Raw genomic sequence first — 14,276 nt, 5'->3', positions numbered from 1 at the left:
ATCTGTCGCGCCAACGGGTTGTCAGCAACCCGGCTTGACAATCGGCGCGCGGCCAACACCATGGCCCGATGCTGTGCCGCACGGCCGTCCCCGCCCTGTTCTTTCTGGCGATGTTCCTGTCGCCGGCCGGTGCCGCGACCTTGGTGAGCGATCCCGACAGCAAATGCGCCACCAGCAATCCCTATCCGCAGGGCCAGGAAAGCATTCGCTGGACCGGCGGCTGCCGCGATGGACTGCTCGACGGTGCCGGCACCCTGACCTGGTATCGCGACGGGCGCTGGACGGAGCGCAACGAGGGCACGTTCCGCGCCGGCGAGCTGCACGGCAACGCCATCACCACCTTCCCCGATGGCAGCACGATTGCCGGGAGCTATGTCGACGGGCGGCGGCATGGCGAATTCGTTCTGGCGCGGGTGAACGACACCTATAGCCGTTCGCTCTATCGCGACGACCAGCTGGTCGAGGAGCGGCCGCTGACGCGCCAGCAGATGCTGGCGCTGATCGATCAACGCAAGGCGCAAGCCGGCCAACCGCGGCCGGCATTGCCGGCGCCGGCTGCAGTGGCTCCCCCGCGCCCGGCAGCGGCGCCTCAGGTCGCCTATGCCGCGCCCGCTGCCGTGCCGGCGGTCGCCGCCGCGCCGTCGACCTTCCCCCTGCCGGCGCCGGCGGTGTCGTCGATGACGCATGCCCGGGCCGTCACGCCGCCCTGGTCGCCGATCGCCAATGCCGCCGCCGTGGCGGCCTATCCGGCGCCGGTACAGGTAGCCGCGCCGGTTGCCGTGCCCGCGGTGGCCGTGCCGGCCTATGCCCCGCCGGCGGTAGCGAGCCCGGTCGCCGCGCCCGCGGTCGCGACTGCCCCCGCGGCCCCGCTCGGCAGCAACCTGCCGCTGCCCTCCGCCCGGCGCGTCTGCACGACGCCCGGCCTCTATCCAAAGGGTGCCGGCTGGTGCGGCGTGGTGCGGCGCGAACAGGGCGACAGCATCGAGGTCGAGGTCACCAACGTCCGGCTCAACAGCCTGTTCGCCATCGGCATCGCGGCCGGCGAGTGCACCGGCGAGGAGTTCATCGGCAGCGGCGACCGCGGCAAGCGGATCTGGGTGCCGGCGCGCTGCATGCAATAGTGGCGCTTCGCCATTGCGCACGAATCAAGTAGGGTTGGGCCGGCGTCGGATCGTTGGGATTGGCCGGGGGATGACAATGCGACGGGCGAGCGCGATCGTTGTCGTGGCGCTGGGCATGGCGCTGGCTTCCGCCCCTGCGCATGCCGGCGACATTCGCGGCGACGACAGCGCCGGCCGCGGTTTGCTGCAGCAGCGGACCGCGAGCCTGCTGGCCGATCTGCGTTCCGCCACCAAGGCGGCCGAGGAGGCCGGCGCGCAGGACTCATCCGCCTGGATCGATACCCGCGACGGCTCGCTGCTGCGCGGCGAAGGCTCGGCGATGGGCAATGCCTGGGCCCAGGTCGCGCTGATCATTTCCGACCTGGCGACCCTGTTCGGCGCGCGCGGCGAAAATATTCTGGCGCAGACGGGCAAGGACGGCTTCTACGCCGGCACCGCGAACGGCGGTGGCAGCTGGTCGGACAGCACGGCGGGCGCGCAGTCGGCGCTGATGCGGCTTCTGCTGGCCGATAACCTGCTGGTGCCTCAGGCGGTGCGCGACGCTATCGCCGATCAGACACTGGGCGCGGGCGTGGAGACGCTGACCCAGGTGGCCACGGCAGCCTTGCAGCAGAGCGGCCCGATCGTCGCGACCGGTTCGACGGCGACCTTCACTTTGACCAGCAAGCATTTCAGTGCGACCGGCCTGCCGCATGTCTACGGCCCGGCCGGCATCCGGGTGTCGCGGGTCGAGCGCGCCGGGGCCGACAGCATCACGGTGACCATGGACCTGCGCGGCACGACGCCGACCGGCCAGATCGAGCTTCGCGCCTTCAACCCGAGCTCGAGCTTTCTGGCCGCCGATACCTTCAATGTCTTCGTGATTGCCGGGCTCGGCGATCTCGCGCCGGTCGCCGACGACCATCCCGTCACGCGCAGCGCCGCCAAGCAGCTCAGCGGATCGGATCAGGGCGAGATCGGCGCGCCGGGTGACGAGGACCTGTTCCGCGCCGAGCTGACCGCCAGCGGCACGCTGACGCTGTCGACCTCCGGGCCGACGGATATCGTGCTGGTGCTGGAGGATGCGTCGGGCAATCCGGTCGCATCGGACGATGACAGCGCGGGCTGGTACAATGCCCGCATCGTCAAGCCGCTCGCAGGCGGCACCTATTTTGTGCGCGTGCGGCATGCGGCCCGGGGCACCGGGCGCTACACCTTGCGCAGCGATTTCGTGGCGAACTGACCGCCGCGGCGGTCCGCGGCGGATTTCGCGTCATACCGCTTACTGGAACAGGCTCAGAACCGACTGTTCGGCCTGGCCGGCGAAGGCCAGCGCCTGGATGCCGAGCTGCTGACGGGTCTGCAACGCGACCAGGTTGGCGCCTTCCTCGTTGATATCGGCGAGCGTCAGCTTGTCGGAACCCTCGCGCAAGTCGTTCACGTACTTCTTGGTGAAGTCGAGACGGGTCTGCAGGAAGGTGACGTTGTTGCCGAGCGCCTTGGCCGCGCCGCGCAGCTTGTCGATGCCGCTGTCGAGCGTCGCGATCAGGTCGTCGACCGCGCTGACAGTCGTGCCGATGGACGAGAAGCCCGAATAGGTGACGCCGAAGGCGGTCAGGCTCGACTGCGCGTCGAGCGACACCACCGTCGCCTCCGAGAAGATGCCGGAGACGTTCAGATTGCGACCGAACACCGACAGCACCGAAGTCGAGAGCGTCGAGAACTCCACCGACAGATGCGACGCGGTCGAGTTCAGCAGGTTAAGGCCCTGATAGCTCGAATCGCCCGCGATCTGGTCGAGCTGGTTCAGCAGCTCCTGGAACTGGTTGGTCAGGTCCGCCTGCTCGTTCTGCGACGCGGTCTTGGCGCTGGTCGCAATGCCTTTGAGCTGCTTCACCGTCTTGTCGAGCGCCTCGATGCCGTTGTTGGCGGCCTTGAGGGTCGAGATTGCCTGGTCGATGCCATCCTTGCGATCGTTCAAGTCGGAGGCGCGGTTCGACAGTGCCTGCGCCTGGAAGAAGGCGACCGCGTCATCGAGCGCGCTGGAAACCTTGAGGCCGGTCGACAGGCGGTCCTGCGTCCGGTTGATGAAATTCGTCGTGTTCTGCAGCGACAGCAGATTGTTGCGCACCGCGGCGCTCAGCCTGAGATCAGCCATGATCCACCTTTCCGGTCACTCCTGGACTCACGGCGCTGTTCGCGCCCCGGAGGCTGTTCAGCAACCGCTGTGCCAAACCGCTCAGAAAGGCATTTTTATAGCAAAATCAAATACATACGGTTCTTCGCTACGGAACCGCCCAGCGGCGGCGGGCGGCAATATTTACCCTCTCGCCTCGCCCATTCCTGCCGCCCGGGCCGCTTCTTGCCGCCCAAATACGAATGCCGGCGCTGGCTGCCGCCATCGCCGGCCGACCGTTTCGCCGTAGCCCTCAGCCTCTGGGCGGCAGCTCTATATTGATCTCGAGCACCGCGGCATGGCCGCTGCGCTGTACCGATACGTTGAGACGATCGTCTTGAATGGGCACGTACCGCGAGATCACGCCGAGCAAGTCCTTCTGCAGTCTCGGCAGGAAATCAGGGTCCTCACGGCCCGCACGTTCATGCGCCAGGATCAGCTGGAGCCTCTCCTTGGCGACCGCCGCCGAATCGTCGCGTCGACGGCGAAAGAGGTCGAGGAAGCTCACGATGCCGCCACCTTGAAGATCTTCTGGAACAGGCCCTTCTTCGGCATTTCCAGAAAGCGGAGTGGACGCTGTTCCCCCAGGAACCGGCCGACTGCGTCCTTGTAGGCCTGTCCTGCTTCGCTCTGCTCATCCAGGATCACCGGCGTGCCGGTATTGGATGCCTTGAGCACCGCCATGCTTTCCGGGATCACGCCCATCAGCGGGATCGCCAGGATGTCCTGCACGTCCTTGATGCCGAGCATCTCGCCGCGCTCGACCCGGGTCGGCGAGAACCGGGTGATCAGGAGATGCTCCTTCACCGGCGCCTCGCCGCGCACGGCGCGGCGCGACTTCGAGGCCAGGATGCCGAGGATGCGGTCGCTGTCGCGCACCGACGACACTTCCGGGTTGGTCACGATGACGGCCTCGTCGGCGAAGTAGAGCGCCGTGATGGCGCCATGCTCGATGCCGGCCGGGCTGTCGCAGACGATGTATTCGAAGCCCTGGCTCGCCAGATCGGTCAGCACCTTCTCCACGCCCTGCATGGTCAGCGCGTCCTTGTCGCGCGTCTGCGAGGTCGGGAAGATGAACAGATTGTCGATCCGCTTGTCCTTGATCAGGGCCTGGCTGAGATTGGCCTCGCCGTTGATCACGTTGACGAAGTCGAACACCACGCGGCGCTCGCACCCCATGATCAGGTCGAGATTGCGGAGGCCGACATCGAAATCGATGATCACCGTCTTGTGGCCCCGCATGGCGAGACCTGTACCAATGGCGGCGCTCGATGTCGTCTTGCCTACGCCACCCTTGCCGGATGTGACCGTAATGACCGTCGCCACCTGCGCGTCTCCTTCTTGTTTGTCTGTCGAACCGATCACATCTCGACCAATCACATCTCGCGAATGGCGAGACGATCGTTCTCCAGCACCACCATGACCGGCTTGCCGCGCACCTCGCGCGGCAGGTCGTCGTGCACCATGTATCGTCCCCCCACAGCAATCAGTTCGGCATCCAGCGCACGGCAGAAGATGCGCGCCTCGCGGTCGCCCAGGGCGCCCGCAATCGCGCGTCCGCGCAACGGTCCGTAGATGTGGACATGCCCGTCGGCGATCACTTCCGCGCCGGCACCAACCGCCCCGAGCACAACGAGATCCGACCCCTTGGCATAAACCTGCGCGCCGGAGCGCACAGGCTGCGATACCACGCGCGCGCGGACACCGCCACTCGCGGCGGCAGGCGGTGCCGAAGAAGTCACAGCAGGCTCCGCCACCTTCTGCGGGGCTTCCGCGGGCGCGTCACTCTGCCGCGCGCGCTCGGCGCGCAACCCGGCCGAGGCACCGGTCGGGAAGCTCGGCAGGCCGATATCGAGCGCCGCCGCCTTCTGTTCCCCGGTGCCGCCCTGGATGCCGACCGGCACCAGATCCAGTTCTTCGATCGCGCGCTTCAGCGCGCGGAACTCATCCACCTCGACCACCTGGGGTGCGGCGGTCATGTTCAGCAGAACCGGGGCGTGGCGATAGAAGCCGGGGCTGGTCGCGACCTGCTCGGCGAGCACGGCGACCTGTTCGGCAATCGGCTCACGCGTCAGCCCCACGGCCAGCACGGTGAGGGTGGTTCCGGCAATTCGAGTGCGCGACACGTAACCCACGACTCCCTACCTCCCCGGCCCCGACCGTGGCCGGGCGCCGGCCCCCTTGAACACTAGCTCTTGTAGCAGTGCTCGTCACTGACCACACAATTTGTGGCGCGACTCGTCAAGACGTTTCGCAAAACCGGCCATCGGCGGCCACTTCGCGATGCCGCCCCGAACCTGCCCGAGGGTGGTTTTGTCCGGACGGCGCGACTCGGCGCCATGTCGGCGGGCCGCGCAGCCAGTGCGCATTGACAGGAACCGCCCGCGGCGGACTTAATGCCGACCCGTCACCGAGCCGCGGCCACAATGACCATTTTGAAGCAGGACAAGGGCGAGCTGATTCTCGCCGCCGCTCTCGACCTCTTTGAGAAACAGGGCTTCGACGGTACCGCCGTGCCGGAGATTGCCGAGGCGGCCGGGGTCGGCACCGGCACGATCTACCGCTACTTCGCCACCAAGGAGGAGCTGTTCAACGCGCTCTATGGGCGCTGGCGCGGCGCCTATAACGACTTCGTGCTGGCCGAATTCCCGCCCGGCCTGTCGATCCGCGGCCGCTTCGGCGGCTATTGGCGGCGCATGATCGGCTTCGCCAAGCAGCATCCGCATGCGACGCGCTTCCTCGAGCTGCATCATCATGCGCCGCATCTCGACGAGACCAACCGCGAGCTGTCGCAGCGCTATCTCGATGTCGCCAACACCTTCTTCGCCGAGGGCGTGGCGACCGGCGAGCTGAAGGACCTGCCGCCGCGCCTTGCCGTGGCGCTGATGTGGGGTGCGCTGATGGCGCTGATCAAGCTCGAAGCGGTCATGCCGCTCGAGGAGGCCACCATTGCCGGCGCGGAAGCCTGTCTCTGGGACGCGATCCGCAAGCACGCCTGAAGGATTGAGTTTCGATGCCCGAGGTCAGTTTCGATTTGAACCTGGCCGACCCGCAGTTCTGGGCCGGCCTGATCGAAATCATCGTGGTCAACCTGCTGCTCTCGGGCGACAACGCGGTGGTGATCGCGCTCGCCTCCCGCTCGCTGCCGCCGGCGCAGCGCCGCGTGGCGGTGATCGGCGGCAGCCTCGGCGCGGTAGTGCTCCGCATCGTCTTCACCTTCGTCATCGCCTGGCTGATGACCATTCCCTTCCTGAAGGTGCTGGGCGGCGCACTGTTGGTCTGGATCGGCGCCCAGATGATGGTGCCGGAGGATGACGGCGAGGGCGGCGGCATCAAGGCGCATGCCGGATTGTGGGCGGCGATGCGAACGATCGTCATCGCCGACGCCGTAATGTCGCTCGACAACGTGCTGGCGATCGCCGCGGCGGCGCAGGGCAACTTCCCGCTGCTGCTGATCGGGCTGCTGATCAGCATCCCGATGGTGGTGTTCGGCAGCATGCTTTTCCTGAAGCTGCTCGACCGGTTCCCGGCACTGGTCGTCGCCGGGGCCGGGCTGATCGGCTATATCGCCGGCGAGGTGATCGTCACCGATCCCGCCCTGACGCCATGGATCGATGCGCACGCACATTGGCTGCACATCGCCGGTCCGGTCGCGTGCGTCGTGCTCGTGCTCGCTTTCGGTTTCTGGATGAAGCGTCGCGCCGCGGCCAAGGCACGGCCGCTGGTCGACCTCGTTGTGGAGGAGAAATGATGCTCAGCACCATCCTGGTGCCGATCGACGGGTCCGCGCCGGCGCTGCAAGCGCTCGACCATGCCATCGCCGTGCTGAAGCAGGCGGGCGGCGGCGAGCTGCACCTGGTCAACGTGCAGCCGCCGGTCGACAATCTGGTCACCACATTCGTCGGTAAGGCCGAGGTAAGCGACTACCATCGCGAGGAAGGCATGAAGGCGCTCGAGCCGGCCATGGCGCGCTGCCAGGCATCCGGCATCACGCCCAAGCTGCATATCGGCGTCGGCCGGGCCGGAGCGGTCATCGCCGGCTTCGTCAAATCGCTCGGCGCCGGGCAGATCGTCATGGGCGCCCGCGGCCTGGGCGGCGCGGCCGGCGTGCTTCTGGGCTCGGTTTCGCGCGACGTGATCGCCGAGGCCAAGGTCCCGGTCACCGTGGTGAAATAGCGCCGCCACTTGCCAATCGCCCCGTCCCGCCCAACTCTATGAGGTGAATGGCGCCGATTCCCCGTTCCGGCCGCGTCGTCGCGGTTCTCGGCCCCACCAATACCGGCAAGACCCATCTCGCCGTGGAGCGGATGCTCGGCCATCCGACCGGCGTGATCGGCCTGCCGCTCCGCCTCCTTGCTCGCGAGATCTACGATCGTATCGTTGTCGCCAAGGGCCCGCGCAGCGTCGCCCTGGTCACCGGCGAGGAAAAGATCATTCCGCCCAGCGCGCGGTGGTTCGTCTGCACCGTGGAATCCATGCCGCTCGACCGCGGCTTCGACTTCGTCGCCATCGACGAAATCCAGCTGATCGGCGACCCCGAGCGCGGCCATGTCTTCACCGATCGGCTGCTGCATGCCCGCGGCCGCGACGAGACCATGTTCCTCGGCGCGGAGACGGCCAAGCCGATCATCCGCCGCCTAGTGCCGGAGGCGGCGTTCGACAGCCGGCCGCGCTTCTCCAAGCTCACCTATGCCGGCCCGCGCAAGCTCTCGCGCCTGCCGAAGCGCTCGGCGATCGTCGCCTTCTCGGCCCAGGACGTCTATGCCATCGCCGAACTGGTGCGCCGCCAGCGCGGCGGCGCCGCTGTGGTGCTGGGTGCGCTCAGCCCGCGCACGCGCAATGCGCAGGTGGCGATGTTCCAGGAACGCGAGGTCGATTTCCTGGTGGCGACCGACGCCATCGGCATGGGCCTCAACATGGCGGTCGACCATGTCGCCTTCGCCGAGATCCGCAAGTTCGACGGCATCAGCCCACGCAACCTGACCGCGGCCGAGATCGGCCAGATCGCCGGTCGCGCCGGGCGCCACATGGCGGACGGCACCTTCGGGACGACGGCGGAGCTCCCTGGCCTCGAACCGGAGCTCGTGGAGCGCGTGGAAGACCATCGCTTCCAGATTCTGGCGCGCGCCCGCTGGCGCAACGCCGATCTCGATCTCGCCTCCGTCCAGGGACTGATCCGATCGCTGGAGCGCCCGCCGCCGCTGGAATGCCTCGTCCGCGGACGCGACGCGGACGACCATCTCGCGATGCTGGCACTGACGCAGGATCCCGAGCTCGCGCCGCTGATCCAGGGGCGCGACCAGGTGCGCCTGCTCTGGCGCGTTTGCCAGGTGCCGGACTTCCGCAAGGTCGGTGCCGATAGCCACGCGCGACTGCTCGCCATCCTGTTCCGCCACCTCACCAGGCCGCCCCATGTGCTGCCCACCGACTGGGTGGCGCGGCAGGTCGCACAGATCGACCGCACGGACGGCGATATCGACACGCTGTCGCAGCGTATCGCCTATGTGCGGAGCTGGACCTATATCGCCCATCAGGGCGACTGGCTCGCCGATGCCGAGACCTGGTGCGCCCGCACCCGGGCGATCGAGGATCGGCTTTCCGACGCGTTGCACGAGCGTCTGACCCAGCGCTTCGTCGACCGGCGCACCACGCTTCTCGTCCGGCAGCTGAAGGACCGCCGCGATTTCGCGGTATCGCTCGATGACGAGGGCGGCGTCAGCCTCGACGGCAGCTTCATCGGCCGCATCGCCGGCCTGTCCTTCCACCCTGACAGCACGGCCGCCGGCATTGAGGGTCGCGCCTTGCGCGCCGCCGCCGCGCGCACCATCACGCCGCTGCTGTCGCGGCGGGCCCAGAATTTCGTCAAGGCACCGGACGACGCGATCAGCCTGGCCGATGACGGCCGGCTCTGGTGGAACGGCGAGGCGGTGGCGCGGCTCACGGCCGGCGACCATGTGCTGCGTCCGCATATGCGGCTGCTGATCGGCGACGAGATCCAGGGTGCCTTGCGCGATGCGGTAGCCCGCCGCCTGGACGGCTGGCTGGCCGCGCGGCTCGAGCGGGGCTTCGGGCCGCTGCACCGCGTCGCGGCGGCACCGCTCGCCGGCGCGGCACGCGGCCTCGTGTTCCAGCTCACCGAATCGCTCGGCGCGCTGCCGCGCCCGCAGGTCGAAAGCCAGCTGGCGGCGCTGACCGGCGCCGAGCGTGCCGCCTTGAAGGCGCTCGGCATCCGCGTCGGTCGCATCCACGTCTTCCTGCCGGCATTGCTCAAGCCCGGACCGACACGCCTCAAGGTCCTGCTGCGGGCCGTCGCGGAAGAGCGCGCACCGCCCGCGCCGCCCCCCTCCGGCCGTATCTCGCTGCCGGCCGACGGCGACCTGCCGGCGTCGCACTGGCTCGCGGCGGGCTTCGCCGCTTTCGGCCGGATCGCGCTCCGCATCGACATCCTGGAGCGGGTTGCCGCCGCGGCCTATGAGGCCTCGCGCGTCGGCGCCTTCGCGCTCGCGCCGGCGCAGGCGCAGATGATGGGCTGCCGCATCGAGGACGTGCCCGCCGTGCTGACCGGCCTCGGCTACCGCCTGCGCGAGACCGAGGCCGGCGTCATGTTCGCACGGCCCCGTCAAGGCGATGGCGAGCAGCGCCGTCGGCGGCAGCGCGAGGAGGCACGGGCCGCGCGGCACCTCGAGCACTCTCCCTTCGCCGAGTTGCAGCACCTTCGAAAGCGATGAGCGAAGCCAGCGTCCGCCTCGACAAGTGGCTGTGGTTTGCCCGATTCCGCAAATCGCGGTCGCTGGCGGCGGATCTCTGCCTCGCCGGCCGGGTGCGCATCAACCGGCAGATCGTGCAGAAGCCGGCGGCGCCGATCCGCATCGGCGACGTGGTGACGGTGCCCGTGGGATCGGAAATTCGCGTGGTGCGCGTCGAGCGGTTGGGCGAGCGGCGCGGGCCGCCTGCGGAAGCACGCCTGCTCTATGTCGAGCTGCCGGCCGTTGAACCGGCAGCCGTTGAACCGGGCGAAGCGAAATGTTAGTGACTGCGGCCCTGCCAATGCCCCCCGGCATGATCGCCCCCGGCCTGTAGGACGAGGGTGCGCTGTGCCGCTTCGGAGCCTAGCGATATGACGTACGTCGTCACCGAGTCGTGCATCAAGTGCAAATACATGGATTGCGTAGAAGTTTGTCCGGTGGACTGCTTCTACGAAGGCGACAACATGCTCGTCATCCATCCCGACGAATGCATCGACTGCGGCGTCTGCGAACCGGAATGCCCGGCCGAGGCGATCCTCCCCGATACCGATCAGGTCGCCACGAAATGGGCCGAGCTCAATCGGGACTACGCAACCAAGTGGCCGAACATCACCCGCAAGAAGGACGCGCCGGCCGACGCCGACGAGTTCAAGGGCGTCGAAGGCAAGTTCGACAAGTTCTTCAGCGACAAGCCAGGCGAAGGAACCTGAGCCAGGTCCGCTCTCCGCGTCAGGGGAAGCGCGGAGCAAGGCGTTCCGCCGCATGAACGCGGCGGCGAGTTCCGAAGCGGTGGCGGTGCTGCGCTATGCCCGACGGGTCTGGGCGGTCGGCGCGGCGCATGGCATGCGCGGCAAGCTTTCGGCCCTGCACGAGCTGCTGTGGGAGCGCTTCCAGGCCGGCGACCGGCTGGTCTATCTCGGCAATTACATGGGCCTCGGGCCCGACGTTATCGGCACCATCGACGAGCTTGTCGCCTTCCGCACCGGCATCCTGTGCCGCGCCGGCATGGAGCCCGAGGACATCGTGTTCCTGCGCGGCGCCCAGGAGGAGATGTGGCGCAAGCTGCTGCAGATCCAGTTCGCACCGGCGCCGCTCGACGTATTCGAATGGATGATGGGGCGCGGCGTCGAGGCGACGCTCGCCGCCTATGGCGGCACGCGCACGGACGGGGTCGGCCGCTGTCGTGGCGGACCGCTGGCCCTCACCCGCTGGACCAATGGCTTGCGGGAGGCCATGCGCCGGCATCCCGGCCATGAGGATGTGATGATCTCGCTGCGCCAGGCGGCGATGACCGAGGGGCGCGAGCTGCTCTTCACCCATGCCGGCGTCGATCCGACGCGCGGGCTCGACGCGCAGGGCGACGTCTTCTGGTGGGGATCGAGCCGCTTTGCGGCCCTTTCGGAGCCCTATGAGGGATTTCGCACCGTCGTGGCCGGATTTCGCGCCGACCATCCCGGCATTGACGCGGCCGGCTACAGCACGGTGCTCGACGGCGGCTGCGGCTTCGGCGGCACCCTGGTTGCCGCCTGCTTCGACCTGGACGGCCGCATGGCCGATCGCATCGAAGTCTGACGGGCCTACTGCTCGACGACGAGCTTGATCTTCTGACCGGCGCGCAACTGGTCGTTCGGCTGCATGCCGTTCAGCACGCGCAGACGCTCCGCCGGCAACTCCTCACCCGGCACGCCCGCGGCCAGGCTCTCCACCGTGTCGCCGGCCCTCACCGTGTGAATGCGGATCCGGTGCGGCTTCAGACCGGCGATCTCCTGGTCGGTCAGTCGGCGGAAGCTGTAGGTGGTCTGCTGGAACGGCGTGGTCATCGCCGAGGTCTGCTGCGGCGGGGTGATGAACAGGAAGCGGAACATGGTCGACTGGTCCCACTGGATGGCGACGAAGCGGACATCGACCTGGCCGTTCTGCGTATTGACCCGGGCCGCCGCCGTCGCCGCCGGCAGACCGTTCACGTTGATCTGCTCGGTCCGCTTGAGGCCGAGCTTTGGCACCCACACGCGGGTGATGTAGCTGGCGGGATCGGTCGCCGCCTTGCGCTTGTCCGGCTCGGAATCGAACTGGATGCGCGAGCCGCCCTGGCGCTGGACCGCTACCACCGCTGCATCCGTGTTCACCAACCGGAAGCCCTGCGGCACCGTGAAGGTGATGCGCAGCTGCGGATGCGAGAAGGTCTGGCCGCGCACGAAGCCCTGCGCCGGATCGTCGCCGTAGATCATCCCGTCGATCGTCTTCAGATACTGCTCCCGGTTGATCGGCGCATCAGGGCGTGCGTTCTCCAGGCCGGCGGCGTTGATCGCCCGCTGCACGCGCTCACGGGTGTTCGGATGGGTGGCGAGCCAGTCGGTTCCCTTCTGCTCGCCCTTCTGGCCGGCCAGCTTGCCCTCGAGCGCGCTGTGATCCGCGAGCGATTGCAGGAACTCGGCCTGGGCGTTCGGCGAATAGCCTGTCCGCGCGAGCACCTTCACGCCGATCAGGTCGGCCTCGTATTCCTGCTCGCGCGAAAACGAGGCAAGGTAGCCGGCCGCCGCGACGCTGCCGAGTTGCTGCACGCCTTGCGCCAGGCCGCTCGATCCGGTCAGGATTCCGGTGGCGAGGGCGCCCAGCGTGATCAAGCCACCCGCAACCGTGCTCTTGCCCTGACGCTTGGCCGTGTGGCGCGCAGTGACATGGCCGATCTCGTGCCCCAGCACGCCGGCAAGCTCCGCCTCGTCATTGGCGAGCGCCATCAGACCGCGGGTGATGTAGACATAGCCGCCGGGCAGCGCAAAGGCATTGACCACCGGGCTGTTCAGCAGCGTGATTGTGTAGCCGATCTCCGGGTTGTCGGAATTCGCCGCCAGGCGCCCGCCGACCACGGCGACATAGCCGGCAACCTGAGGATCGTCATAGACCCCGCCGAATTCGCGCAGGATCTTCGGATGCTCCTCCGTGCCGAGGCGCTTCTCCTCCTCCGGCGACATGAAAATCTGGGCATGCACGACCGCCGGGGCCGCGATGCCGCCGGCCAGAGCGGCAAGGAAAGCTAGCCTGGGCAATAGGTTCATCGACACGCAGCGCTCCGCTCTTCCTCCCCAATACAGCCATGATAGCGCGGATGGCGACGGAACGCTGCCTCCGCTCCGCCGGTTGCGTGCCAAGCGCGGCGATCATATCGGCCGCCTCGGGCCGGATGGCACGGCCGCCAGTGCAGCTTGAGCCGGAAACGGCCTTCCCACTACCATGAAACAAATCAAATCAGAGCACTTGCCCCGGGATTGGGACGCTTCTTTATGACGACCACCTTGATTACCCATGCGGCCTGTCTGGCACACGATACGGGCTCCGGCCATCCGGAGCGGTCGGACCGGCTGCGCGCGGTGCTGCAGGCGCTGGACCACGACACGTTCCGCGAGCTCGACCGCCGCGAGGCGCCGCTGGCCTCCCTCGACGAACTGGTGCGGGTGCATGATGCGACCTATGTCGACCTGATCCTCGGCAACGTGCCAGCCCATGGCCATGTCATGGTCGACGGCGACACGGTGATGTCGCCCGGCTCCGGCGAGGCCGCGCTGCGTGCCGCCGGTGCCGTCTGCGCCGCGGTCGACGCCGTGACGACCGGCGCCGCCCGCAACGCTTTCTGCGCCGTGCGTCCACCCGGCCATCACGCCGAGCCGGGGCGCGCTATGGGGTTCTGCCTGTTCAACAACGTGGCGGTCGGCGCCCAGCATGCCCGGGCCCGGCACGGCATGCGGCGCGTCGCCGTGATCGATTTCGACGTGCATCACGGCAACGGCACGCAGGCCGCGTTCGAGAGCGACCGCGACCTGTTCTATGCCTCGACCCATCAGTCGCCGCTCTATCCCGGCACCGGGGATCGCAACGAGCGCGGCGTCGGCGACAACATTCTGAACGTGCCCCTGCCGCCGGGTGCCGGATCCGATGCCTTCCGCCATGCCATCGAGCGCGACATCGTGCCGGCGCTCGATGCCTTCAGGCCGGAGCTGGTGATGATCTCCGCCGGCTTCGACGCTCATCGCGCCGACCCGCTGGCCTCGCTCGGCCTGACGGAGGCGGATTTCGCCTTCGCGACCACGGCGCTCTGCGACGTGGCGCGGCGCCATGCCGGCGGCAAGGTCGTCTCCACCCTGGAGGGCGGCTACAACCTTGTCGCCCTGGCCGCTTCCGCCGCGGCCCATGTGAAAGCCTTGATGGAGGGCTGACCCGCCTCGCTTGATGCCGCTCCGGCCCTGTGACAGGGTGCCT

General features: G+C 68.1%; 15 protein-coding genes. 10 read left to right on the top strand and 5 right to left on the bottom strand.

Annotation, left to right across the window (positions count from 1 at the left end):
* Positions 1-68: 68 nt before the first annotated feature.
* Together DT074_RS15100 and DT074_RS15095 are read left to right on the top strand one after the other, a co-directional pair.
* Positions 69-1,121 carry an MORN repeat-containing protein gene (locus tag DT074_RS15100; protein WP_119420685.1) on the top strand — a complete coding sequence of 351 codons (1,053 nt, stop codon included), beginning with the start codon at positions 69-71 and terminating at the stop codon, positions 1,119-1,121.
* A 76-nt stretch (positions 1,122-1,197) separates the two neighbouring features.
* On the top strand, positions 1,198-2,343 hold the full coding sequence (locus tag DT074_RS15095) for a PPC domain-containing protein (protein WP_162914921.1): 1,146 nt from the start codon (positions 1,198-1,200) through the stop codon (positions 2,341-2,343).
* 39 nt (positions 2,344-2,382) lie between these two features.
* Here DT074_RS15095 and DT074_RS15090 read toward each other — a convergent pair whose 3' ends face one another.
* From DT074_RS15090 to minC, 4 genes are all read right to left on the bottom strand, one after another.
* Positions 2,383-3,258, bottom strand: coding sequence for a flagellin (locus DT074_RS15090; RefSeq protein WP_119420683.1), 876 nt, complete (start codon positions 3,256-3,258; stop codon positions 2,383-2,385).
* Between the two features lie 271 nt (positions 3,259-3,529).
* Positions 3,530-3,784: a cell division topological specificity factor MinE gene (gene minE, locus DT074_RS15085; protein ID WP_119420682.1), complete on the bottom strand. Its 255-nt coding sequence runs from the start codon at positions 3,782-3,784 to the stop codon at positions 3,530-3,532.
* Complete coding sequence (gene minD / locus DT074_RS15080) at positions 3,781-4,602, bottom strand: septum site-determining protein MinD (protein WP_119420681.1); 822 nt, start codon at positions 4,600-4,602, stop codon at positions 3,781-3,783. Before minD ends, minE begins: the two co-directional genes overlap by 4 nt.
* A gap of 50 nt (positions 4,603-4,652) precedes the next feature.
* Positions 4,653-5,411, bottom strand: coding sequence for a septum site-determining protein MinC (gene minC, locus DT074_RS15075; RefSeq protein ID WP_119420680.1), 759 nt, complete (start codon positions 5,409-5,411; stop codon positions 4,653-4,655).
* A gap of 291 nt (positions 5,412-5,702) precedes the next feature.
* Between minC and DT074_RS15070 the strand changes: the two genes are divergently transcribed.
* The 7 genes from DT074_RS15070 (at position 5,703) to DT074_RS15040 (ending at position 11,594) form a co-directional block, all read left to right on the top strand.
* Positions 5,703-6,275 (top strand): TetR/AcrR family transcriptional regulator, encoded by a 573-nt coding sequence (locus DT074_RS15070; RefSeq protein WP_162914920.1) that lies wholly within the window; start codon positions 5,703-5,705, stop codon positions 6,273-6,275.
* A gap of 14 nt (positions 6,276-6,289) precedes the next feature.
* Positions 6,290-7,027 carry a TerC family protein gene (locus DT074_RS15065; protein ID WP_119420678.1) on the top strand — a complete coding sequence of 246 codons (738 nt, stop codon included), beginning with the start codon at positions 6,290-6,292 and terminating at the stop codon, positions 7,025-7,027.
* Positions 7,027-7,452 carry a universal stress protein gene (locus tag DT074_RS15060; protein WP_162914919.1) on the top strand — a complete coding sequence of 142 codons (426 nt, stop codon included), beginning with the start codon at positions 7,027-7,029 and terminating at the stop codon, positions 7,450-7,452. The genes DT074_RS15065 and DT074_RS15060 overlap by 1 nt, the downstream gene beginning before the upstream one ends.
* A 47-nt stretch (positions 7,453-7,499) precedes the next feature.
* Positions 7,500-10,004 (top strand): helicase-related protein, encoded by a 2,505-nt coding sequence (locus DT074_RS15055; protein ID WP_119420676.1) that lies wholly within the window; start codon positions 7,500-7,502, stop codon positions 10,002-10,004.
* Positions 10,001-10,306: an RNA-binding S4 domain-containing protein gene (locus DT074_RS15050; protein ID WP_119420675.1), complete on the top strand. Its 306-nt coding sequence runs from the start codon at positions 10,001-10,003 to the stop codon at positions 10,304-10,306. The genes DT074_RS15055 and DT074_RS15050 overlap by 4 nt, the downstream gene beginning before the upstream one ends.
* An 87-nt stretch (positions 10,307-10,393) precedes the next feature.
* Entirely contained in the window at positions 10,394-10,732 is a 339-nt protein-coding gene (gene fdxA / locus DT074_RS15045; RefSeq protein WP_119420674.1) for a ferredoxin FdxA, read from the top strand.
* 52 nt (positions 10,733-10,784) lie between these two features.
* Positions 10,785-11,594 carry a hypothetical protein gene (locus tag DT074_RS15040; RefSeq protein ID WP_119420673.1) on the top strand — a complete coding sequence of 270 codons (810 nt, stop codon included), beginning with the start codon at positions 10,785-10,787 and terminating at the stop codon, positions 11,592-11,594.
* 5 nt (positions 11,595-11,599) lie between these two features.
* Here DT074_RS15040 and DT074_RS15035 read toward each other — a convergent pair whose 3' ends face one another.
* Positions 11,600-13,078, bottom strand: coding sequence for a M48 family metalloprotease (locus DT074_RS15035; protein WP_119420672.1), 1,479 nt, complete (start codon positions 13,076-13,078; stop codon positions 11,600-11,602).
* A gap of 225 nt (positions 13,079-13,303) precedes the next feature.
* Between DT074_RS15035 and DT074_RS15030 the strand changes: the two genes are divergently transcribed.
* A complete protein-coding gene (locus DT074_RS15030; RefSeq protein WP_119420671.1) occupies positions 13,304-14,233 on the top strand; it encodes a histone deacetylase family protein in 930 nt (309 codons plus the stop codon).
* Positions 14,234-14,276 lie beyond the last annotated feature (43 nt).

The organism is Desertibaculum subflavum (assembly GCA_003576705.1).
In the GTDB taxonomy this organism is placed as follows: Bacteria; Pseudomonadota; Alphaproteobacteria; order Ferrovibrionales; family Ferrovibrionaceae; genus Desertibaculum; species Desertibaculum subflavum.
The sequence above is the reverse complement of the archived record's forward strand: the minus strand, read 5'-3'. Positions and strand labels throughout refer to the sequence as shown.